This window comes from Fluviicola sp. (genome assembly GCF_039596395.1).
Taxonomy (GTDB): Bacteria; Bacteroidota; Bacteroidia; order Flavobacteriales_D; family Crocinitomicaceae; genus Fluviicola.
Window position 1 is genome coordinate 1,330,676 of sequence record NZ_JBCNJT010000002.1, and the last position, 21,810, is coordinate 1,352,485.

The following is a 21,810-nucleotide window of genomic DNA, read 5'->3' on the forward strand; positions in this document are numbered from 1 at the left end:
AGGGATATGGTTGATTTCCGTGTTTTAGCGGTTTGGAAGTTCAATTTATTCCATATAATATTGGCTGGTATAACTTAAACTATATTATTATGTCATTTGATGGAAATGAAGGATCACAAATTACTTTACAAGAAGGCGGTGAGTACACACTTAGATACCGCGCTGACAATCCAAATGCTGTAAAAGGTGTTTTCATGGGAAGAAATCACATAGAAGCGCTTCTGGCGCAAAGTGATTGCAAAGGATTGCGCATGTATTTTGCTAAAAATGCTGATGGAAGTCCAACCCTTGTTGTTGTTGGGGCGGATGGAAATCAGAATGATTTATTGAGTTTGATTTTTCAACAATTGACTCCTTGTCCAGACAGATGCAGTACTGCTAATCCTTTAAATATTGACCCTAAGTTAAACAGGTAAATGATGGGAAGTTGGGAATACTTTGTTATTTCATCTTACATTTTTCCTATTGGAATTGGAATGGCGCTTTTGATTCAAAGGCGCCTTTCTTTTGCCGGAGGAGTATTATGGGCATATCTTTTATTTACGTTTGGTGTAGAATTAATAAGTTCTATTTTAGCTTCTAAAGGTATTAACAATCTGTGGTTATATCGCATTTATATGTACGGTGAACTAGTGTTTCCGATACTTTTCTTCTTTAACCAGTTTTCAAAACAGAGAAGTAAAATTCTTCTTTTAATTGTGTTAATAACAGCGCTAGTGCTTACAACCTTAACAAATATTTTTGATGATTGGAGTAAATATGCATCTGTGCAAACCTCCATTACTTTCGCTTGTATAGCATTTGTCATTATTAGTTATTTTGTCGAGATGTTCCAACTGGAGAAAGTGTTTAATCCTTTTAAAGATGTCTATTTCGTGGTAGGAGGAGTAATGCTTTTGTCTTATTCGTCAATCTTATTGTATAATGTGTTGTATGATTACGTGATTCGGGGATATGTCGGCTCAGAGGTTCGATCGATTTTACATATTGTAAATTCAGGACTGATACTATTTTATAATGTTTTATATTCATACGCATTATGGCTCAGCAGGTATCGTCTAACTTAGGGCTTTTTCTCATCATTGGTACTCTGGCAATGTTTATCATGGCTTTGAGTATCATCGTGTTTGCAGTTTTGTACCAACAGAAAATGCGCCGCAAAAAGCAGGAAATGATCCAGCTGGAATTGAATTATAAGAATGAAATGGTGCAGGCTACGCTGGATGCCAAGGAAATAGAACAGCGACGGATTGCCATTGAGTTGCACGACGATATCGGGTCTTCGCTTACGGCACTGAAACTTTCATTTGCTTCCTTGCCGATTGATGATGATGAACGCAGGTTGCTCAATGAAGGTGTGCAAATTACCATCAACAAAGTCCGGAGTTTGTCCAACCGGTTATTGCCGACCATTTTGGAAGAACTGGGATTGATACCGGCGGTAAAAAGTTTGGTCAATACACTGACCCAGCAAATTACGGGAATTCATTTTTCAGTGATTGCAGTAAATGATCCGAAACATCCTGCTCAGACAAGAGAAGTGAGCCTGGCGGTTTACCGTATTTTGCAGGAACTCATCAACAACATTTTGAAATACGCGGAAGCAACGGTTATTGAAATTACACTCGAACAAAACGAGGAAGGTATCCGCATGACGCTTATCGATAACGGAAAAGGGTTTATTCCAACCAAGGAAGATAAACTCAAATCACAAAGTTTAGGATTAAAAAATATTGAAAGCAGGGGACAGCAGATTGGTGCGGAAATTACCTACCAATTAATGGAGCCTGGAACTAAAGTAACTTTAACATGGGAGGCGAAGGAAGAACAATAAGAATTGCAATTGCGGAAGATCAGTCTATTTTCAGAAATGGCCTGGCGAAATTATTGAATGATATTGAAGGATTCGAAGTGGTGTTGGCGGTTGAGAACGGCCAGTTGCTCATAGATGCCTTGCACACAACGCCGATCGACCTGGCATTGATCGACTTCCGGATGCCGGTGAAAAACGGAATCGAAGCCACGAAGGAAATCCGGGAAAAATTTCCGGAAATAAAAGTATTGCTGCTGTCCATGTATGACGATGTGGAATTTGTGGAGCTGGCCATTGAAAACGGGGCGAACGGCTACTTATCCAAAGACGATGATGCAGAAGAAATCCAAATGGCGATCCGGTCGGCGGTAGAAACCGGTTATTATCTGAACGATCGTACATCCAAAATGTTTATTGCCAAAATGGTTCACTCCGGAAAAATTCAGCCCATGTTTGAAACAAGTTCAGGGATTTTCAATGAAAACGAATTGGTAATCCTGGAATTGATCTGTAGTGAAATGACCACGCAGGAAATCGCTGATAAATTATTTAAAAGCCGCCGGACCATCGAAAGCGCGCGTACCATGATGATGAATAAAGTAGGAGCAAGAAACGTAGTAGGTTTGGTAATGTATGCAATTCAGAATGGAATGGTGAAACCAAAGTAATTATCAATTATGAATTATCAAGAGTTGCTAATTCTTAAGAGCTCTTGATAATTGATCCATTAATAATTGATAATTCTGGTTACTATCCCGTAATAAAGCTCCTTGCCGCTGGTTGTCTTGAACCACAATTCGGAATTACTGACCTGTTTTCCGGGAATGCTTAATTCTTTCGTGAGCTTTTGAATAAACGGAATGTCAACTTTAGGGGAGTAGGTATTTAAGATCAAAGTACCGGATTCATACAATAACTGGATGGCTTCACCGATCAGTGGTCCCAATAATTCTTCCAGTTTCCATTTTTCGCCCTTAGCGCCCAATCCCCAGGCCGGCGGATCGAGTTGAACGATATCGTATTTGTTGCCCCGTTTTACCTCCCGGCGGATAAACTTCAGCGCATCTTCGTGTACCCATTTGATCCCGTTGAGATTTGATTCGATTTGGTTTTGATAACCCCAATCCAGCATGGCTTTAACACTGTCGCAATGAACGACTTCAGCGCCTGTTCTTCTCCCGAATACAGAAGCCGCCCCGGTATAGGCAAAAGCATTCAAAAAGCGTTTGGAAGCATCCAGCTGTTCGGAAAGAAAAGTCCAGTTGAATTGCTGCTCGGGGAAAAGCCCCACGTGCTTGTTGTTGGTAATCCGCAGATGAAAGGTGAGCCCGGAAGTAGCAAACAGCCACTGTTCAGGAGCTTTTTCATTGAGTTTCTTCCAGGTTCCCTGTAAAGAGCCTTCCGATTTTGGAATGAATTCCCAGTCTGCCAGGTTGTTCCATTCTTTTCGTGAAAGAACGGCTCCAAAATAAGCCTGGTGTTCCGGGCGAATGGTAGTAATAGTTCCCCAGCGTTCTAATTTCCTTCCGCCACCCGCATCGATGAGCTCGTAGTTTTCCGGAAAATCAGCAAAAGATTTCATGCGTGGGATTAGCGCATTTTAGGCATTTTCTTACGACCGCCCATCATTTGCGCCATACGCATTTGGTTTTTGGAAGGAGCATTCTGCAATTGACTCTGCATCATCTTGATCTGGTCCTTCAACATGCCGCTGTCATCCATTTTCTTTGCTTCAGCCAACAAGGTTACAGCTTCCTGTCTGCGTCCTGTTTGAACACAGATTCCAGCCAGGTGCATACGTGCCATTGCTTTGTCGTGACCTCTTTTCAATCCCAACTGAATAGCCTGGCGAAGCATTCCTTCTACTTTTACGTGTGGAAGCGACTGAGCGTTCAAAAGCGCCTGCATGTAAATCACATAAGCTCTCTGGCGTTTTGAAAGAATGTATTGCGGTGCTGTAATGCGGTTGATAGCACGCTGTGCCTTGTCCTGGTTTCCGGTACGCATGTGATTCAGCGTAAAAGCCAGGTTCTCGTTGTAAAAGAAAGAAAGGATCACCAGTGCAAGCGGAATGATCAGGGAGATTCCCCAACCCCAATAACCGGTGTAAAAAGAGTAAAAAGTTAAGAATAACATTCCTGCAGCGATCACACTGCGAATAATAAATCCAATCATAATTTTTAGTTAGTCAATTGTTGCGATACACTTTAGTTCGATGGCAATAGGAGTTGGAAGCGAATTGATCTCAACCGTTGTTCTGCACGGTAAATTGTCCTTGAAATACTCCGCATACACGCGGTTGTAAACATGGAAATCACGCTTCATATTCACCAGGAAAACAGTTACGTCAACCAACTGGTCCCAGCTTGATCCGGATTCTTCCAGGATAATGCGCACATTGTCAAAAACACTGCGGCATTGTGCCTCAAAATCAAACTCGATGAAGTTCCCGTTCTTATCCAGCTTCAATCCCGGAACAGCTGAGTCGATATCGTCAGATCCGGCAACTCTTGGCCCAACTCCCGATAAAAAAAGGAGGTTGCCAACTTTGCGCGCATGAGGATACAATCCAACCGGTTTCGGTGCCTTATTCGTGGAAATACGTGAAACTTCTGCCATAAAATTTTTTAGCAAAGATAGTGCTTTCTGTCGGATTGTATAACGAATTATTTTCCAATTCCGAATTCCCGGTTTCGACTGCCGAAAATGATGAATGGAGAAAGATTTGCAGAATGGGCCTCCGAAAAGAAGTTCTGAAAATTACTTGCCTGATCGGCGATTAAGCAAGCAAGTTGCATAGCCAACAATTCGTCATTCAGCATCCGGCATTCGGAATTATGTGTACATTTGTCAAGACTATGAATAAGCGAATGAAAACCGTTGGTGTCATTGGAGGAGGTAGTTGGGCTACTGCTTTGGTGAAGATATTGTGCAACAATTTTGCGCAGGTAAACTGGTTTGTTCGACGGGAAGATCAGGTAGCTCACATCATGAGATACAAACACAATCCTACTTATTTACAGTCAGTTGAATTCGACCTGAACAAAATCCATGTTTCCAATAATCTGGAAGAAATTATCAAACGCTGCGACGTATTGATCGTTGCAACTCCGTCTGCTTTTTTGGTCGAATTATTCAAAGAAACAACCCCGGAACTTTTCAAAGGAAAGATCGTTTTTTCGGCAGTAAAAGGAATTGTTCCGGAATACAATGCCATTCCGGCGCGTTTTTTCCACAAGACTTTCGGAACTCCCTACAAAGATATCGGGATTATTTGTGGGCCGTGCCACGCAGAAGAAGTAGCATTGGAGCGTTTGTCATATCTCACAATTGCTTGTCAGCACGAAGGAATTGCAACAGAAATGGCCCGTATGCTGGCTTGCCGTTATATCAAAACCACTACCTCTGACGATTTATTCGGAACAGAACTTTCAGCGGTTTTGAAGAACGTATATGCGCTTGCTTCCGGTATTTGTGCCGGATTGGGTTATGGAGATAATTTCCAGTCCGTTTTGATCGCAAACGCTATCCAGGAAATCGAAAATTTCATCGATGAAGTGAGCCCGATCCACCGCGATGTGAAATCATCCGCTTACCTGGGGGATTTACTTGTAACCGCTTATTCCAAATTCTCCCGCAACCGGACCTTCGGTTTCATGATCGGAAAAGGATATTCCGTAAAAACGGCGCAATTGGAAATGGACATGATCGCGGAAGGATATTACGCCACCAAGTGCGTGAAGGAAATCAACAAAAAATTCCAGGTAGAAATGCCGATCCTCGAAGCCGTTTACAACATTCTCTACGAAAAGATCTCTCCGGTAATCGAGATGAAAATTTTGTGTGATAAACTGGCTTAATAATTATCAATTATGAATGATGCAATTATCAAGGGTGTTCTTGATAATTAAATAACTGATAATTGATAATTCAATTTCGTTCCCGGAACTGTTTCGGTGTTTCTCCTGCATGTTTTTTAAAAAACAAATGAAAATACGGGTAATTCTCAAAACCCAGATCATCGGCAATTTCCTGGATACTTTTCGAATCGCTGACCAGTTTCCGCTTAGCTTCCAGGATCAATCGTTCGGCAATCAGTTGCGAAGTGCTTTTCCCGGCACACGATAAACAAACCCGGTGCAGGTGTTTGGTCGTCATGGCCAGTTCGGAAGCATAGAACGAAGCATTTTTATGTTCCATGTAGTGTTCGTCCAGGAGTTTGATAAAGCGGTGAAAATGATCCTGGTACAGGTTGTTCTTCGGAAGGCCTGAGGAAGTTTGCTCTCCGTAAATCCTGGCAAGATCCGCATAAATCAACTGGCTGAGGCTTGCAATTTTCAGGAAAGAGTGCTTCGTATTCTCTTTGTATTCCGACATCATTTCCGCAAAGCGCTGTTGCAATAAGGCTGCCTGATCTCCGGCAATGTCCAGTTTCGGATTGGAATCCCTGGATTGAAAGAACGGCCATTGGTATAACTCGAAATGCGTCACATACAATTTATAGAAATCTTCCGAATGGAAAAAAATCCAGCCCTCCGCTTCTTCTTCAAATTCCCAGTGATGGATCTGTTCGGGCTGCAAAAAGAACACGCTGTTCGGCTGAATGGAATAAGCGTTGAAATCAATGTCGTGTCTTCCCGAACCCTTTTCAAAAAAGACGGTCAGGTAGAAATCATGCTTGTGCGGATGGTTAATGTCCGAATGGTATTTTTTCAAATGTTCTGAAAAACGATTAATATAAAAAGCTTGCAGTAAGCCGTTTTCGTCAAATTTTTCTATGGGAAGTCGCGGAAAATTCATGCTTAAAATTAAGAAAATGTCCGAATTGTATAATTATAGGAGCTAAAAAATAAAGCTCAAAGAGCACGCTTCGCTCTACCTTTGTAAAAAAAGAAGAAATGTCAAGTTATAAAGCATTGCTCAACGGAACCTGCCCGATATGCGGAAAAGGTCAAATATTTGAAACAAAAGGATCTTTGCTTCATTTGAAAGCTCCGAAAATGCACGAACGCTGTTCCGAATGTAACTACAAGTTTGATAAAGAACCGGGTTACTTCTTCGGTGCCATGTACATCAGCTACGGGATGGCTATCGCGGAATTAATAGCTGTTTTCCTGGTGATCAACTGGTTCATCCCGCTTGGATGGCTTTTCGGGATCATGTTTACCATTTTGGTACTGACCATGTTCTTCAACTACCGCGTTTCCCGCATCCTTTGGGTCCATATTTTTCATGAGTAATTGAAAAGGTCAGATACTCTATTTGAAAACTCCTGCATCGGAAATTCAGATTACTAAATCCTTTTTCATTCATGTTGATTTTCAGGTCTGTAAAGAATTGAATATATTAGTTCGATACTACTGAAAATGAAAACGTATGAAGAAAATCCTACTATTCACAAGCTGTTTATTCGGCTTTACAGCACTGGCGCAGACCAGCCGGGCAGACTTTGAAGATTATTGCCAGCAGGCTTACAGTGCTTATCCTGCTGTTCCGAAAGGAATCCTGGAAGCGGTTTCTTTTACTCAAACCAGGATATCTTATCTGACGGATTCAGAACTGGAATCATGTTCAGGATTGCCCAAATCTGCGGGTTTCCTGGGAATGGTTGCCACAGGGAAAGGGTATTTCAAAGAAAATATGAAACTGGTTTCCCAACTTTCCGGAGTTTCGCTGCTGCGAATTAAGCAAGATCCGGCGGCGGAAATCCATGCTTTTGCGAAAGTGGTGGACGGCTACATGACCGAATTAAAAGGAAATTCGCTGCAGAACACTTTGAAAGAGGTATTCAGCAGGTTGTCGTATTTATCGGATTCGGGACGAGTGAATGCCTACGCACGGGATGCCGAATTGTACGAACTGTTTAAATTCCTCAACAACGATGAGAATTCGGCATTGTATCACTTCCCCAACTACAATTTTGATTTGGTAAGCTTGTTCGGAGCTCAGAATCTGGCCGTATTGAGTGCTCAGAAAGTGATTTTCGCTGAAACCGGCATTCAGACAAGTTCTGGTCAGAAATACCTTCCGAAGAAAACCGGGAATTCCCCGAAATCGACCGAGTACGGACCGGCAATCTGGAATCCGGCACCAAGCTGTAATTTCAGTTCCCGCAGCGGAACAGCTATTTCGGCCATTACCATTCATACGATCCAGGGAACATACGCAGGAGCCATTTCCTGGTCACAGAATTGCTCTTCGAGCGTTTCCTACCATTACGTGGTGCGCTCATCCGACGGACAGGTAACCCAAATGGTGCTGGAAGCGAATAAAGCCTGGCACGTAGGTTCTGAAAATCCTTACACGATCGGGTACGAACACGAAGGGTATGTGAGCCAGGCGCAATGGTACACGAGTGCTTTGTACAATGCATCGGCAGGAATTACCCGTGACATTTGCCAGAGCGGTTATGGGATCAGCCCGCTCAGAACATTTTCCGGTGCAGCAACCACAGGAACAAATACCCTCGGAGGATGTATCAAGATCAAAGGACATCAGCATTTCCCGAACCAAACGCATACAGACCCGGGAATTTATTGGGATTGGGCGCTTTATTACAAATTGGTCAATAATAATCCTACCCAAACAACTCTCAATACTGCAAGCGGAACATTTACCGACACAGGAGGAAGCGGTGCTAATTACAGCAACGATCAGCGCTATTTTACCTTGATCCAGCCGGCAAATGCAAGTTCTGTAACCTTGAATTTCACCAGTTTCTCATTGGAGGCAAATTGGGATTACCTCTACATTTACGACGGAGCCACAAACAGTGCTCCATTGATCGGAACGTATACCGGAACAACTTCTCCGGGAACCATCACTTCCTCCAGCGGAGCTTTATTGGTTGAATTCCGGAGTGATTGTGCTACAACTGCCGCAGGATGGGTGGCAAACTGGACAAGTGTAATTACCAACCCGGCTTTGGGAGATGCAGTGCCGCCAATGACTACGATCAGTGTTCCGGTAACCTGGATCACGCAGGACTTTACGGCAAGCTACACCGATACCGATAATTCCGGGGGAAGCGGCATCGATAAATCGTTCTACCAGGTAACGGACCTGAATGGAAGCGACTGGCGCTCGAACGGTGCAAAGGGATTTTTCAACGATAATTTCGACCAGGCAGCCATTCATGCAAGCTGGACTTCCCAATCCGGCGTGTGGGCATTGAGCGGAGGAAATCTGGTCCACAGTGACGAGTCCAACGGGAATTCAAACCTTTGGGCAAGTGTCACCAGCAACCTGAGCGACCGTTATCTGTACCATTGGTCCGGCGCGATGTCGGGAACGGGGACAAACCGCCGGGCAGGATTGCATTATTTCTGCAGTGATCCCACATTGACCAACCGCGGGAATTCCTATTTTGTCTTTTTCCGACTAGACAGCGATAAAATCCAGATTTACGAGGTTACCAATGATGTTTACAGTTTGGTGGACGAAGCGACTTACGATTTCAATGTGGATCAATGGTACGATTACAAAGTAGCTTATGATCGTACAACCGGGAAGCACCAGGTGTATATCAATAATGTACTGGCAAGAACGTGGACAGATCCGACTCCTTTGACAACCGGGAATTACATTTCTTTCCGTACCGGGAATTGTGTGTACAAAGTAAACGATCTGAGAGTTTATCGTTCACGAAGTGCCAGCACTGCTATTACGGTTGGCTCAACAGGTGATATGCGTTACGAAAGCGCTAATTCTTCCACTGCTGCAGGACGTATCAAATCTATTGTTCAGGATGTAGCGGGGAATTTATCGGCTATTTCTTCCCAGGATGTGAAGATCGACTGGACCTCGCCTTCATCCATCCAAACGGTGAACGACGGATTATTTGCGGATGCTGCAACGACAACCAGCAATTCCATGCTGGAAGCCAATTGGACCATTTCTTCCGACGCGAATTCAGATATTGCGAATTACTGGGTGGCAATCGGAACTTCTCCGGGTGCTGAAGATGTCGTTGCCTGGACCAATAACTATTGGAATACGAATGTCAGCATCGGAGGATTGAGCCTCACAACAGGAACAACATATTATGTTTCCGTGAAAGCGGAAAACGGGGCAGGGGCTTTTTCTGCCGCCATGTCTTCCGATGGGCAAACCGTGATACCACCGACAAACCCGCCATCTGCTTCATTCCTGTTGCAGAACACGTATACCTGTTCAACGGATTCCCTGTTATTCCAGAATACTTCCGTAGACGGAACCAGTTATGCGTGGACTTTCCAGGGAGGATTTCCGGCAACGAGTAATCTGGTGAATCCGAAAGTCCGGTTCCCGGCATCCGGATCTTACCAGGTGCAATTGATTGCTTACGGGCCGGCTACTTCCGATACGGTACAGCAAACGATTGATGTATTGGTAAGCCAACCTGCGAGTGCCCAGTTCAGCATCAACGAAGACACCCTTTACCTGCCGAATGCGGTTTTGAATTGTACGAATGCATCCGCAAATGCCAACGGTTACAATTGGGACTTTGGTGACGGTGTACAGAGCCAGGATGAAAACCCGTGGCATGGATATACAAGTGCCGGACTGTACACATTGAGATTGATAGCAGTAAATGACGCTTGTCCGGATGACACCCTGAGTAAGTTCATTCGGGTGATAGATGTAGCAGGACTTGCAGATGCGGCTGATTGGAAGATCAACATCTATCCGAACCCTGCAACGGATCATTTAACCGTTCAAACGGAAAAAGCTTCCGGAACAATTCGTTTGACGGATTGCCTGGGAAGAATAGTTTTGACAAAACGCATCGATTCGGAGTTAACTGATCTGCGAATCACTGATTTATCAAGTGGTGTCTATCAATTGGTTTATCTTATTGATGGTAAGGCAATCGTGAAATCTGTTGTAAAACGCTAAAAACGGAAGTTTGAAAAATCGTTTTTGGTCAAAAATGACGGTTAAAAAACTGAAAACTGCTTTAGAGAAAAATGGGAAGGAGAAAACCAAAGTTGCTCAGTAACTTTGGTCTATCCTAAGTAGGTAAAGAAATTAGAGCCTACTCCTAAATCTAATAGTTAGTTGTTGCCATCTTCGCGTAAAAGTAAAGATGGCTTTTTTTTGGCCTGATTCATTATAGCAAAAAAACAAAGAAGGGACGTGATCATTCACGTCCCTTCTCATTTAATAAAGTTCAGATAGAATCTTATTTATTCATCATCATCGTCATCAGCCTCTGCAGCTTTAGAAGCTCCACGAGCCATTTTAACTGCAACTACAACTGCGTTTTTCGCTTCAGAAATAGACAAACCATCGTTCTCTAAATCTTTCACACGGATAGATTGTCCGATACGCAATTTAGTGATGTCAATTACGATAGCCTCTGGCAAATCTGCCGGAAGACCAACTACACGTAAACGACGGAAAACCTGCATCAAACGACCTCCCGCCAATACACCGCGAGAAGCACCTGTCAAACGAACCGGCAATGCAACTTTAACAGGCTTCTTGGAATCCAGTTCCAAAAAGTCGATGTGCATTACTTTATCCGTGATAGGATTTTGTTGGATCTCCTGGATGATCGCGTTGGTCTTTTTACCATCGATATCCAATTCAATGTTGAAAACGTCAGGGTTAAAAACCAATTTTTCAACTTTAATGTCAGAAAGAGAAAAATGTGTTTGAGTTCCCTGTCCGTAAAGAACACATGGAACCTGCCCTGAGTCTCTCAAAGCTTTAGCATCTTTCTTCCCTACGTTCGCGCGTGGCGAACCGCTCAATTGTGCTACTTTCATGTTTGTTTATTTATTTATCCATCCGCCGGAGCGGATCATTTTATGAAATTATAAAATGCGTACTAATGGATTCGTTTTTCACCAGGCGATCGATTACATCTGCAAACAGATCAGCTACGGTAATGACACGAATCTTGTCACTTTTTTCTTTCAGCGGAATCGTATCTGTTACGATCAATTCCGTCAATTTTGAATTATTGATGCGCTCGTAAGCAGGTCCTGACAACACAGCGTGTGTACAGAATGCGCGAACACTTTTTGCTCCTTTTTCAATGAATAATTCAGCAGCTTTTGTCAAAGTTCCTGCTGTATCACACATATCGTCTATCAAAATCACATCTTTTCCGTCAACGTCCCCGATAACAGTCATTTCTGCAACTTCGTTCGCTTTTTTGCGGTGTTTGTGACAAATTGCCAATCCGGTATCCAATTTCTTGGCATAAGCATTGGCGCGTTTCGCACCTCCTGCGTCCGGAGCAGCCATTACCAGGTTCCCGTTATCCAACGCTTTCATTTCGTTGAAGAACAAAGTCGATGCAAACAAGTGATCAACCGGAACTTCAAAGAATCCCTGGATCTGGTCGGCGTGTAAATCCATCGTCATTACACGGTCAACTCCTGCAGCCATCAGCATGTTTGCAACCAGTTTTGCACCGATAGCAACTCTTGGCTTGTCCTTACGGTCCTGGCGTGCAAATCCGAAATAAGGAATAACAGCGATGATCTTACGCGCAGATGCACGTTTTGCAGCATCCACCATCAACAACATTTCGAATAAATTCTCTGTCGGAGGCATGGTAGATTGAACGATAAATACGTCCTGACCACGCACTGTTTCTTCAAACGATGGTTGAAATTCACCATCACTGAATTCAGTAACTTTTACATCACCCAAACTAGCTCCAAACTTGGTAGCTATTTGTTCAGCAAGCGTTTTGGACGCTCTTCCCGCAAAAATTTTGACGCCGTAAGACATGGTTTTTACCGTTTTAAGAGCGCAAAGATAGGAATAATATCCGAAACGGCATTATTTTTTTGAATCGGGTGAAAAACGATTTAGTCTTTCGGTTTTTGCCGTTTGGACAGCCACCTCGGAAGAATGACCGATCCGATGATCAAATAAGGGAAATAAGAAACCAAACGCCAAAGTACAGCCATCGTTCCCAGAAGCACAACACTGGTGCTGAATTCCGATAACAATTCTCCGAATGCCCATTCTGCAACGCCGCTTCCGCCCGGGGTAGGGGAAATGCGCAGAAACATCCACAGAACAAATTGCTTGCTGAAAATTTGTGCCTGCTGCAGGAAGCCCAGGCTCAAAAAAGCCTGCATGATGAAGTTAATCACCAGGAAACGCGACGACCAGGAAAAAACCGTGGCGCCGAAAGCTTTTAGCCAGAAGGAAAAATGCTCTTTTCGCAGTTCATGTGCTGTTGTACTCACATCGTTTCCTGTTCTTTCAGCACCGGGGCGAAAACGTTTTAAAAATGGAATGCGTGTAAAGAATGTGAGCAGGTGAAAGACCAGTTTCGGGTAAAGGACAATGCTGGAAAAGAGAACCAGGCAAAGCAGGGCAAAGACTGAAAAGCCTGTCCAGAAAACAGCCATCATGGATTCGTTTCCGGTACTCGGGAATAATTTTCCGGCAGGAATGAACAGGAACAAAACCGGAATTACGATCACATAGAATAGATTGTCCAGGAATGCGGTGAGTATGACAATGGCCGTGGCTCTTCCCAAAGCAATTTTTTCCCGGTTTAAAATGAACATGGCAACCGCTGCTCCGCTCATGACGCCCGGTGCGAGGGCAGAAGCAAATTCCCACAACATAATCACGTGAAAGGATTGCTTCCAGGTCAGTTGTTTTTTAGTCAGAATGCGTATCCGGAGCATGTATCCGATATCGCGGCCAACCATTCCCAAAAGTGCCAGGAAAATCCAGAAAAAAGTACTGCCGTTCCAGGAAATGTCGGAAAGGACTTCATAAGCAGATTTCTTTTCGAAGTTCCCGGCAGGTACGGCTATAAACTCTTTCGGATCCGTATAATCAATGCGTTTATTGCCATTGCTGTCTTTCCAGATGTAATCGCCTTTTCCCTGTTCTGCTTCGTGAAATTCGGTGCGTGTGAAGCTGTAAATAAGTATTCCTCCCGAAATTGAAAGACCAATCAGCAAAGCGAGATAGATTCTCCATTTACTAAAGGTTTTTTCAAAGGAATCACTCATTCGGTTTCATTTCAAGGGTTTCTTCAATGTCCCAGTTGGGTCTGAGCTTCGATTTGATGTCAAAACGAACCACTTCTTCGGGTTGTGATTTGGTTTCCCAATTCCCGGCATCCCATTTTCCGTTGCCGTTTACATCCCGGATACAGCGAACCTGGTAAACAGCCGGAATTAAATTCACCCAGTCGATAATCGAATCTGAATCCGAAGTTTTGACAAAGCTGCGAATGGGATTGGCGCCATCCATTAACTGGATGACCCAGCGTCCTTTCAAACTTGCTACATTCAGTTTGAGGTTCGACAGGTCAGAAGTCCGGTAGGTTTTCAGCTCCATTTTGATGGAATCATTCTGGTTGGCAAGCCCTTTCAAAGCCCCGGTTTTAAAATTGATAACGAGATCAAAAGCTGTTGCGGTCTTAGGAACGATTCTTACCTGGTTCCCGGAAAAAGAATAGTCGTATGCCAGTTTGATTTTTGTTTTGTCTTCCACCACAATCTGCGAAGTGTCCAGTTCACTGATGAATTCATTCGTTTCAAAAAGAAGCGTGTCTCCCAGTAACCAGGCGTTTTTATAAACCTTGTTGGAAATGGCGAAATTCCTGGAACGGTCTTTCAGCGGGATGATTTTCGTAATGGTATCCGTGCCGTCAATAAATGTGTATACATCGTTGGAAACGCTTGGCAGTGCTACCAATACCGAATCCGGTGTGTAGCGCCTGATGATCTGGACAGGTTGTGAGTTGATGGTCAGTCCTGTTTCCTTGATTTCCTTTCCATAAGCGGTAAAAGTTCCCGGATTGCTGATCTTCACCTGTAATTGCTTCAACGGGTTTTTGGGCTTTGAGGCCAGGATGTGCGCGAATGTACTGTCGCCGCTGGAAATGAGTCCGGTCGTATAGGCAATGTCTTCGCCAACGGAAGGAAGCCGGTCTTTGTTGGTGTCCAGGAATGCAAACAATTGGTAGTTGCCTTTTTTCAAATAGGAAAATTCAAATTCGCCCTGGGCGTTGCTTTTGCAAATGTAATTCGGCGCTTCCTTGAACGGATCTTTGACAGAATCGTATAAACCGATGGTAAAGGCATTGGAAGGTTTGTTGGAAAAACCGTCTGTGATCACACCGGTTATTTTTAAGGAATCGATTTGAGCTCCGGTTGAGAAAACGAATTGGTGAATGGTATCGTTTTTCTCGTTGAGGTCTTTGATGGTTCCGTTCAGCTGGATGATATAAGTTGTGTTAGGCTGAAGTGCGCCGTCCCATTTAATAGTCAGATCTCTTTTGCTGGAAGTAACTTCCAGTTTCCCGGCATTCGGGTTCATGACCGCGGTATTTGCCGGATCATTCAGCGTAAAGAACTCATTGAACTTGACGTGAAGCTCATTTTGGTTCACGTGAAGCGCACCCTGTTCCGGGTTTTGAGTTCCTTCTACAGGAAGTGCTGCACGCTCATCCGCAGGACCTCCGGTAAGTGGAACAACCTCGGCACAACCGGCCAAAAAAAGGAAGAGTCCTAGAAACAGTGAGTACCTACCCATTCGCAAAGTTCATTTAAATACTGCGCATCAATCCCGTCAAAATCGTTCAATGCATTACTGTCGACGTCCAGGATAGCAATAACCTGACCGTTTTTTCGAATGGGAACCACGATTTCGCTTTTACTTTCGCTCGAACAGGCAATGTGTCCCGGGAAAGCTTCCACATCCGGAACAACCAGCGTTTCATTTTGTTTCCAGGAAGATCCGCAAACACCTTTTCCGTAGGCAATACGCGTACAGGCAATGGGGCCCTGGAATGGCCCGAGAACCAATTCCTCTTTTTCAACCAGGTAAAAACCTACCCAAAAGAAATCAAAGGTCATTTTTAAAGCAGAAGCAATGTTTGCCAGGTTAGCAACTAAATTCGGTTCACCGGTACAAAGTGCCTGGACCTGTGGAAGCAAAGTCGTGTATTTTTCCGCTTTGGAAGCCTGAGCTATAATTAATTCTTCTGCCATAATGTACAAAAATAAGGAATCCTATTCCTTACGCATAAGAAATGTATTTATTCGCTGAAAAAATTGAAAAAAAGCATTTCCGTAAATGATAATTTTACATAACTTAAATGGAAAACGAAAATTATTATGCTTGATTTGAGCCAACTTGACAAAATCCTGTTTTTAGACATTGAGACCGTACCGGAAGTTTACAACTACGCTGATTTAGACTTAGAAACCACCAAATTATTTGACGCTAAAAATGCCCGTTACCTTACAGAAAACAAAACAAAAACTGACGTTTACAATGAGAAAGCCGGTATCTACGCGGAGTTCGGTAAGATTGTGTGTATCTCTGTGGGGTTTGTACATCATTCCGTTACCGGAAGATCTATTCGCATGACTTCTTTTGCACATGAAGACGAAGAAACTTTGCTGAAACAATTTGTGCGCCTGCTGGAAAATAATTACAACACGCCGAAACACCTGTTATGCGGACACAATTCGAAGGAATTCGACATTCCGTTTATTTGCCGAAGACTGTTGATCCATGGAATCGGTTTACCGAATGTATTGAACCTGGCGGGTAAAAAGCCATGGGAAATCCAGCACCTGGATACAATGGAACTCTGGAAATTCGGCGACTACAAAGCTTATACGAGTTTGGCCCTGTTGTGCCACATTTTCAAGATACCTACACCCAAAGATGATATTTCCGGGGCAGATGTTGCACGTGTTTATTACGAGGAAAATGACCTGGATCGCATACGTATTTATTGCGAAAAGGATGTGGTTGCATTAATTCAGTTATTTTTGAGAATGAATGGAGAGCCTTTGGTAGATGAAGGCGAAATTTATATTAAGTAACTGCAACAAACAACTACAAGTATGATTCTGACAAGAAAAAAGGTGATGCTTTTCGGCATCTTCCTGTTGAGCCTGGGCTCTCTGAATGCCCAGGAAGTGATTAAATACAACGGCAAATCAATTACGATTCATGGTCCCAAATGCTTCCAGATGGATGTCAACGGAACGATCCTGGAATACCATCAAAAAATTGTAGGAGATGATCTGTATGCAACGGTTTTGACCAAAGGAAGCACAGGAACTGTTCGCGAACTGACGGTTCGTAAGGTTTCCGTTAAAGTGATTATGGATAATGCATTCAAGATCGAACACCTGGATAAATACGGGGAAATGTATTCGTGTAATATCCTGACGGATCTGGACAAGGTTGAAGCCAGTGTGTATGAGAAGGCAGGTTCGAAAATATTTCATGAAACCAATGTGGCCGTTTATTTCGCAGATAAAAAGCAGCTGACGGATTTTATTGCCGAGATCAAAAAGAAAAGAGGTTTCTAACCAAAGCTTATACAAAAAAAATCCCGTAGCAGATGTTGCCATCGCTACGGGATTTTTTATTGGTTTCAGTTGTTTTTTATTTACTTCTTAACGAAAGTCAGTGTTCTCTGGCCTGTCGCGTCAACCATTCGGATCAGGTAAGTTCCTGCAGAAAGATTTTCAGTTGCGATGTAAACCAGGTTGTTTCCTTCGTTTGCATTTACAGTGTGTTGCTGAAGTGTTTTTCCTGCCAGATCCGTTACTAAGAACTTGATTTGGTTGCTTCCTGTTTGAGAGTTGAATGAAATCTGAACTTCATTGTCAGCCGGATTCGGGAACAAGTTGATGTTTGCAACGCTTCCAAGATCAGCCAAACCTGCAGTTACAGGAGTTTCAGACGGAGCACCTGAATAAATATTGATATCATCGATGTAGAAGTTATTTCCGCCACCTGATGTTGTCTGGAACTTGCAACGGAAATTGTCATTCCAGTATCCGGAAGTGATGTTCGTTACGTGTACGGTAACCCAATCAGCTGAACTTGGAGTCCATGCTGAAGTTGCAGTGTTTGATCCGGACATGGTCGCAGCGGTCAATGTTTTACGAACATCCCATGTGTCACCGCAATTGGATGTTACGAATACTTTCAGTAAGTCGTTGTTAGCCGACGCCTTCTTTCTGTAAGCATATTTGAAAGTCAAAGTAACTCCGGTTCCTGAATTAATGCTTGAAAGGTCAATTGGTCCTGAGATCAATTCGTCCAGTTGCATGGTGCTTGTTTGACTGAAGTTATCCAGTTTGGCAGAGTTTGTTCCTGTCTTGGCAGCGGTATTTGTTACAGCCCATGCACTTCCGCTTGAATTGTAAACGAACCATTTCGGGCTGCTTAAGTTCATAGAACCTTCAAAGCTTTCGTAGAACGGAAGGTTGCTTCCTGCAGGCAATACGGTAATGTAAGCTGGAACGTTTGCCGTGTTGCTGTTGCTTCCGTCAGTTGCCTGCAATTGAACTGCGTAAGTTCCCGGTGTATTGTAAGTAACCGTAGGATTCTGCTGGGTGGAAGATGCAGGAGATCCTCCTGTGAAAGACCAGTTCCAGCCCGTTGCTGCGTTATAAGATTCATCTGTAAATGTGATGGATTCACCTGCGCAGATTACTGTTCTCGGAGTGCTGAATTTAGCAGTACAAAGTACCAGCGGAGTGTTTGCTCCCACCGCTGTCAGGTTAGCTGCAGAAATAACATTCGCTCTTCCTGTAGAACTAACCGTAAGTGCAGTTCTCATGCGGTTTACCTGTCCGATTGTAAACATTTTAGAACAGTAAGAATAATCCATGTAGTTCTCTACGTTGTCAATCTGGTCAAATCCCCAGTATGCGTTATCTGTCGAACAGGTGTTCGCTGTCAGGTTACAGGATGTAGACCCTTGTGTTGCCGGTGTGTCCTGTACACCATCTGTTCCGCCGCAACCTGCTGATCCGGGGTTGTTGTTTCCACCCCAAACGTGATCCAGGTTCAACCAGTGACCAACTTCGTGTGTCAAAGCACGGCTGGAATATTCAGCAGAAGTACCGATGTTCCCGAAGTAATTATGAAGGATGAAAATCCCGTTTTGCATGCTTGTTGCCGACCAGCTTGCAGGAAGCATCGTATATCCTGCCGCTCCTCCGATGTCTTTACAAACATACACGTTCATGTATTTATTTCCCGGCCATTGACCGTTGTAAACATCATTTCCTGCAACGATAGCATTGATTTGTGCCTGACCGTTCGAGCCGTCATTCGTGATAGCGTTTTGAGTACGTGTAATTCCTGAGAAACAAGCTCCGTTCGGTGCTTTCGTAGCTAAAACAAATTTTACGTCAACCTTACTCTTTAAAGATTGGAAAGGTGCCTGGATAGAAGCGGTGTCCGGATTTAGCATGGCGTAATCGCGGTTCAAAATGTTTAAAGCAGACATAATCTGTTCTTTCGATACATTTTCACTTCCATTGTCATGCAAAATGTGAAAAACCACCGGAATCGTGTAAACGACTGCTTTGGTAGTACCGTTATCTCCTTTTTTTGCAAGCATCAGATTTTCAAACTCCGCCTGGTCCTGGGCATATTGAGCCGCAAATTGAGGATTTGATTTCAGTTCGTTCATCTTTTTGTGCGTGATGCAGTATTCTACATCTTCGCCATGACGCATGTTGCTCTTATCTAAAATGCGCCCTTGCTGTTGAGCAAAACTCCATGTGGTAGAAAGAAGAGAGATACCTAGGAGCGAGTAAAATTGTTTTTTCATTTTTATCTAGCTAGTTTATTACTTAATGATTTAAATGATCGGGGAAAGTTGGAAACAGAATACAGTTCAAGCTTTGAAATTTAGAAACTTTCTGCATAGTCTGTAGTAACTTTTGTTTTAAGTGTCCGAATTGTTGATTAAACAGAAATAAATAAGGTCGGAAAATAAATCCCAACCTTATTATCTGTCTGTTATTTCTTTACGAACGGCAGCGTTCTTTCTTCCGATGAACCGATCATTTTAATGAAATACGTTCCTGCAGAAAGATCGGTGGTTTCAATAAATACCAGGTTTGATCCTTCGTGTGCGTTAACCGGAAGTGTTTTAATTGCCTTTCCGGAAAGGTCTGTAATGACAAATTCCAGGCGATTTCCTGTTTGTGAACTAAAACTGATCTGTAGTTCATTTTCAGCTGGGTTCGGATATAAATTGATATCCTGGAATGATCCGTGGTCATTTATTCCAAGCACGATGTCATCTGACGGTGCTCCCGCATAAATGTTAATATCATCAATGTAGATGTTATTTCCTCCGCCGGCAGTAAACTGGAACTTAAACCGGAAATTTTCCGTCCAGTAAGCTGTTGTGATGTTTGTAACGTGAACCGTTACCCAATCCGTTGCAGTTGGTGTCCAGGAAGAAGTTTCCAGGTTCGGTCCCGACATGGTTGCTGCAGTGAATGTTCTGCGCAAATCCCAGATTTCCCCGCAATCTTTTGTAGCGAATAATTTCAGAATGTCTGTGCTGGAAGTTGTTCTTCTGCGGTATGCATATCTGAATGAAAGGGTTGCATTGGTTGCCGAAGTAATTCCGGATAAATCAATGGAGTGAGATTGCAGTTCATCGATTTGAGAAGCCGCCTGGTTAAAGTTTTCCAGTTTTGCAGAGTGTGTTCCGGTTCTTCCTACTGTGGTAGCAACGGTCCATGGATTTCCACCTCCGTTTACCACAAACCAGTTCGGACTTGCAAAGTTGTTGAATGTTTCAAAGCTTTCGTAATATGGAATTCCGGTCGGAGCAGGCAATACGGTAATATAACCCGAAATAGTTGCGGTGTTGGAAGAAGATCCGTCCGTAGCTTCCAGTTGAACGGCATAAGTTCCCGGAGTAGTATATGTTACTGCCGGGTTTTGAGAAGTTGAAGTAGCAGGATTTCCTCCCTCAAATGACCAGTTCCATCCCGATACGGCATTGAATGATTCATCTGTGAATTGAAGGGATTCTCCGGCACAGATCACTTGTCTGGGTACACTGAATTTTGCAGAACAAAGAACAGGAGCCGTATTTGCTCCAACAGTAGCCAGGTTTGCTGCGGATACTACATTTGCACGTCCCGTTGAATTTACTGTCAGGGAGGTCCGCATGCGGTCAACCTGTCCGGCAGTAAACATTTTGGAACAGTAGGAATAATCCATGTAGTTCTCTACGTTATCTACCTGGTCAAAGCCCCAGTAAGCATTGTCGTCGTCGCAGGTGTTTGAATTCAGGAAACAAGCCGTTGAACCGATACAGGTAGGTGTGTCTGTAACACCGTCACTTCCGCAGCTAACTCCCGGATTGTTGGTTCCTCCCCAAACGTGGGATAAATTTAACCAGTGTCCTACTTCATGTGTCAGTGTGCGGCTGGTGTATGGAGAAGAAGTTCCCATATCGCCCACGTAAGTGCTCAAAACCCAGATTCCGTTGCCCATGGAAGTTGCCGACCAGCCACCCGGATTGAAGGTGTAACCTGCGGCGCCACCGATGTCCTGGCAAATGAAGATGTTTAAGTATTTATTTCCCGGCCATTGACCGTTGTAAACATCATTTCCTGCTACAATCGCATTCACTTGCGCAGTGCCATCTTCACCGTTGGACGTTTGAATGCTCTGTGTTCTGGTAATTCCGGAAAAACAGGCTCCATTAGGAGCTTTTGTTGCCAGAACAAATTTGATATCTGCTTTGCTGCGGATGTTTTGAAAAGGTGCCTGTACCGAAATCGTATCCGGGTTCAGCATGGCGTAATCCCTGTTCAGGATGCTCAACGCAGACATGATTTGTTCCTTTGAAATATTCTCAGGTCCTCCATTGTGTAGTACGTGGAAAACCACGGGAATGGTATATTCCACTGCTTTCGTGGTGCCGTTGTCTCCTTTTTTGGCAAGAAGTGCATGTTCGAATTCTTCTTGTTCCTTCGCGAACTGTTTTGCACGCTGAGGATCAGACAAAAGCTGATTCATTTTTTTATGCGTGGTGCAATATTCAACATGTTCGCCCTGGCGCATGTTTCCGTTGTCTAATTTCCGCTCGCCGGTTTGCGAAAAGACCGAATGGGAGAGACATAAGGTCAACGTTAGAACGGTAGAAAGTTGTTTTTTCATTAGCTAAAGTTCTAGTCTAGTTTTACTAAGTATCGTAATTTGAGTGCAACAAGTTACGACATTTG

At 43.6% G+C, this 21,810-nt stretch carries 20 protein-coding genes; 9 read left to right on the forward strand and 11 right to left on the reverse strand.

Annotation, left to right across the window (positions count from 1 at the left end):
- Positions 1-89 precede the first annotated feature (89 nt).
- Genes ABDW02_RS14690 through ABDW02_RS14705 form a run of 4 tightly spaced genes read left to right on the forward strand, consistent with a single transcriptional unit; the run spans position 90 to position 2,481 of the window.
- Entirely contained in the window at positions 90-416 is a 327-nt protein-coding gene (locus ABDW02_RS14690; RefSeq protein ID WP_343635728.1) for a hypothetical protein, read from the forward strand.
- A 3-nt stretch (positions 417-419) separates the two neighbouring features.
- Positions 420-1,067 (forward strand): hypothetical protein, encoded by a 648-nt coding sequence (locus ABDW02_RS14695; RefSeq protein WP_343635730.1) that lies wholly within the window; start codon positions 420-422, stop codon positions 1,065-1,067.
- Complete coding sequence (locus ABDW02_RS14700; protein WP_343635732.1) at positions 1,040-1,834, forward strand: ATP-binding protein; 795 nt, start codon at positions 1,040-1,042, stop codon at positions 1,832-1,834. Before ABDW02_RS14695 ends, ABDW02_RS14700 begins: the two co-directional genes overlap by 28 nt.
- The gene (locus ABDW02_RS14705) at positions 1,810-2,481 is read left to right on the forward strand and encodes a response regulator transcription factor (RefSeq protein ID WP_343635734.1); all 672 of its coding nucleotides are present in this window, start codon (positions 1,810-1,812) and stop codon (positions 2,479-2,481) included. The genes ABDW02_RS14700 and ABDW02_RS14705 overlap by 25 nt, the downstream gene beginning before the upstream one ends.
- Positions 2,482-2,540: 59 nt before the next feature.
- Here the strand turns inward: ABDW02_RS14705 and ABDW02_RS14710 are convergent, their stop codons facing one another.
- The 3 genes from ABDW02_RS14710 to ABDW02_RS14720 are packed head-to-tail and all read right to left on the reverse strand — an operon-like array spanning position 2,541 to position 4,432.
- A complete protein-coding gene (locus ABDW02_RS14710) occupies positions 2,541-3,395 on the reverse strand; it encodes a class I SAM-dependent methyltransferase (RefSeq protein ID WP_343635735.1) in 855 nt (284 codons plus the stop codon).
- 8 nt (positions 3,396-3,403) lie between these two features.
- The gene (locus ABDW02_RS14715; protein WP_343635737.1) at positions 3,404-3,988 is read right to left on the reverse strand and encodes a DUF2892 domain-containing protein; all 585 of its coding nucleotides are present in this window, start codon (positions 3,986-3,988) and stop codon (positions 3,404-3,406) included.
- A 9-nt stretch (positions 3,989-3,997) separates the two neighbouring features.
- Positions 3,998-4,432, reverse strand: coding sequence for a Rid family hydrolase (locus tag ABDW02_RS14720; RefSeq protein WP_124747704.1), 435 nt, complete (start codon positions 4,430-4,432; stop codon positions 3,998-4,000).
- Positions 4,433-4,671: 239 nt separating this feature from the next.
- Here ABDW02_RS14720 and ABDW02_RS14725 point away from each other — a divergent pair, with 239 nt between their 5' ends.
- On the forward strand, positions 4,672-5,673 hold the full coding sequence (locus ABDW02_RS14725; RefSeq protein WP_343635740.1) for an NAD(P)H-dependent glycerol-3-phosphate dehydrogenase: 1,002 nt from the start codon (positions 4,672-4,674) through the stop codon (positions 5,671-5,673).
- 70 nt (positions 5,674-5,743) lie between these two features.
- On the opposite strand, the gene ABDW02_RS14730 is transcribed toward ABDW02_RS14725, so the two are convergent.
- Positions 5,744-6,613, reverse strand: coding sequence for a helix-turn-helix transcriptional regulator (locus ABDW02_RS14730; RefSeq protein WP_343635742.1), 870 nt, complete (start codon positions 6,611-6,613; stop codon positions 5,744-5,746).
- Between the two features lie 98 nt (positions 6,614-6,711).
- On the opposite strand from ABDW02_RS14730, the gene ABDW02_RS14735 reads away from it, so the two are divergent.
- The gene (locus tag ABDW02_RS14735; protein ID WP_343635744.1) at positions 6,712-7,053 is read left to right on the forward strand and encodes a DUF983 domain-containing protein; all 342 of its coding nucleotides are present in this window, start codon (positions 6,712-6,714) and stop codon (positions 7,051-7,053) included.
- 136 nt (positions 7,054-7,189) lie between these two features.
- Positions 7,190-10,690, forward strand: coding sequence for an N-acetylmuramoyl-L-alanine amidase (locus tag ABDW02_RS14740; protein ID WP_343635746.1), 3,501 nt, complete (start codon positions 7,190-7,192; stop codon positions 10,688-10,690).
- A 290-nt stretch (positions 10,691-10,980) separates the two neighbouring features.
- Here ABDW02_RS14740 and ABDW02_RS14745 read toward each other — a convergent pair whose 3' ends face one another.
- The 5 genes from ABDW02_RS14745 to ABDW02_RS14765 all read right to left on the reverse strand — a co-directional run bounded on the left by ABDW02_RS14745 (position 10,981) and on the right by ABDW02_RS14765 (position 15,780).
- On the reverse strand, positions 10,981-11,565 hold the full coding sequence (locus ABDW02_RS14745) for a 50S ribosomal protein L25/general stress protein Ctc (RefSeq protein WP_343635748.1): 585 nt from the start codon (positions 11,563-11,565) through the stop codon (positions 10,981-10,983).
- 40 nt (positions 11,566-11,605) lie between these two features.
- Complete coding sequence (locus ABDW02_RS14750; RefSeq protein ID WP_343635750.1) at positions 11,606-12,541, reverse strand: ribose-phosphate pyrophosphokinase; 936 nt, start codon at positions 12,539-12,541, stop codon at positions 11,606-11,608.
- Between the two features lie 80 nt (positions 12,542-12,621).
- Positions 12,622-13,791: a lysylphosphatidylglycerol synthase transmembrane domain-containing protein gene (locus ABDW02_RS14755; protein ID WP_343635752.1), complete on the reverse strand. Its 1,170-nt coding sequence runs from the start codon at positions 13,789-13,791 to the stop codon at positions 12,622-12,624.
- Positions 13,784-15,322 carry an Ig-like domain-containing protein gene (locus tag ABDW02_RS14760; RefSeq protein WP_343635754.1) on the reverse strand — a complete coding sequence of 513 codons (1,539 nt, stop codon included), beginning with the start codon at positions 15,320-15,322 and terminating at the stop codon, positions 13,784-13,786. The genes ABDW02_RS14755 and ABDW02_RS14760 overlap by 8 nt, the downstream gene beginning before the upstream one ends.
- On the reverse strand, positions 15,298-15,780 hold the full coding sequence (locus ABDW02_RS14765; protein ID WP_343635756.1) for a GAF domain-containing protein: 483 nt from the start codon (positions 15,778-15,780) through the stop codon (positions 15,298-15,300). Before ABDW02_RS14765 ends, ABDW02_RS14760 begins: the two co-directional genes overlap by 25 nt.
- A gap of 126 nt (positions 15,781-15,906) precedes the next feature.
- Here ABDW02_RS14765 and ABDW02_RS14770 point away from each other — a divergent pair, with 126 nt between their 5' ends.
- Positions 15,907-16,626, forward strand: coding sequence for a 3'-5' exonuclease (locus ABDW02_RS14770; RefSeq protein ID WP_343635758.1), 720 nt, complete (start codon positions 15,907-15,909; stop codon positions 16,624-16,626).
- 21 nt (positions 16,627-16,647) lie between these two features.
- A complete protein-coding gene (locus ABDW02_RS14775; RefSeq protein ID WP_343635760.1) occupies positions 16,648-17,121 on the forward strand; it encodes a hypothetical protein in 474 nt (157 codons plus the stop codon).
- An 80-nt stretch (positions 17,122-17,201) separates the two neighbouring features.
- On the opposite strand, the gene ABDW02_RS14780 is transcribed toward ABDW02_RS14775, so the two are convergent.
- A complete protein-coding gene (locus ABDW02_RS14780) occupies positions 17,202-19,385 on the reverse strand; it encodes a M43 family zinc metalloprotease (protein WP_343635762.1) in 2,184 nt (727 codons plus the stop codon).
- Positions 19,386-19,576: 191 nt separating this feature from the next.
- Positions 19,577-21,745 (reverse strand): M43 family zinc metalloprotease, encoded by a 2,169-nt coding sequence (locus ABDW02_RS14785; RefSeq protein WP_343635764.1) that lies wholly within the window; start codon positions 21,743-21,745, stop codon positions 19,577-19,579.
- Positions 21,746-21,810 lie beyond the last annotated feature (65 nt).

Excerpts from the sequence above, each read along its gene's own strand:
- ABDW02_RS14715 (WP_343635737.1), bottom strand. The coding sequence starts at position 3,988 with ATGATTGGATTTATTATTCGCAGTGTGATCGCTGCAGGAATGTTATTC.
- ABDW02_RS14745 (WP_343635748.1), bottom strand. The coding sequence starts at position 11,565 with ATGAAAGTAGCACAATTGAGCGGTTCGCCACGCGCGAACGTAGGGAAG.
- ABDW02_RS14755 (WP_343635752.1), bottom strand. The coding sequence starts at position 13,791 with ATGAGTGATTCCTTTGAAAAAACCTTTAGTAAATGGAGAATCTATCTC.
- ABDW02_RS14750 (WP_343635750.1), bottom strand. The coding sequence starts at position 12,541 with ATGTCTTACGGCGTCAAAATTTTTGCGGGAAGAGCGTCCAAAACGCTT.
- ABDW02_RS14710 (WP_343635735.1), bottom strand. The coding sequence starts at position 3,395 with ATGAAATCTTTTGCTGATTTTCCGGAAAACTACGAGCTCATCGATGCG.
- ABDW02_RS14705 (WP_343635734.1), top strand. The coding sequence starts at position 1,810 with ATGGGAGGCGAAGGAAGAACAATAAGAATTGCAATTGCGGAAGATCAG.
- ABDW02_RS14700 (WP_343635732.1), top strand. The coding sequence starts at position 1,040 with ATGGCTCAGCAGGTATCGTCTAACTTAGGGCTTTTTCTCATCATTGGT.
- ABDW02_RS14785 (WP_343635764.1), bottom strand. The coding sequence starts at position 21,745 with ATGAAAAAACAACTTTCTACCGTTCTAACGTTGACCTTATGTCTCTCC.
- ABDW02_RS14735 (WP_343635744.1), top strand. The coding sequence starts at position 6,712 with ATGTCAAGTTATAAAGCATTGCTCAACGGAACCTGCCCGATATGCGGA.
- ABDW02_RS14725 (WP_343635740.1), top strand. The coding sequence starts at position 4,672 with ATGAATAAGCGAATGAAAACCGTTGGTGTCATTGGAGGAGGTAGTTGG.
- ABDW02_RS14740 (WP_343635746.1), top strand. The coding sequence starts at position 7,190 with ATGAAGAAAATCCTACTATTCACAAGCTGTTTATTCGGCTTTACAGCA.
- ABDW02_RS14775 (WP_343635760.1), top strand. The coding sequence starts at position 16,648 with ATGATTCTGACAAGAAAAAAGGTGATGCTTTTCGGCATCTTCCTGTTG.
- ABDW02_RS14720 (WP_124747704.1), bottom strand. The coding sequence starts at position 4,432 with ATGGCAGAAGTTTCACGTATTTCCACGAATAAGGCACCGAAACCGGTT.
- ABDW02_RS14690 (WP_343635728.1), top strand. The coding sequence starts at position 90 with ATGTCATTTGATGGAAATGAAGGATCACAAATTACTTTACAAGAAGGC.
- ABDW02_RS14760 (WP_343635754.1), bottom strand. The coding sequence starts at position 15,322 with ATGGGTAGGTACTCACTGTTTCTAGGACTCTTCCTTTTTTTGGCCGGT.
- ABDW02_RS14765 (WP_343635756.1), bottom strand. The coding sequence starts at position 15,780 with ATGGCAGAAGAATTAATTATAGCTCAGGCTTCCAAAGCGGAAAAATAC.
- ABDW02_RS14780 (WP_343635762.1), bottom strand. The coding sequence starts at position 19,385 with ATGAAAAAACAATTTTACTCGCTCCTAGGTATCTCTCTTCTTTCTACC.
- ABDW02_RS14770 (WP_343635758.1), top strand. The coding sequence starts at position 15,907 with ATGCTTGATTTGAGCCAACTTGACAAAATCCTGTTTTTAGACATTGAG.
- ABDW02_RS14695 (WP_343635730.1), top strand. The coding sequence starts at position 420 with ATGGGAAGTTGGGAATACTTTGTTATTTCATCTTACATTTTTCCTATT.
- ABDW02_RS14730 (WP_343635742.1), bottom strand. The coding sequence starts at position 6,613 with ATGAATTTTCCGCGACTTCCCATAGAAAAATTTGACGAAAACGGCTTA.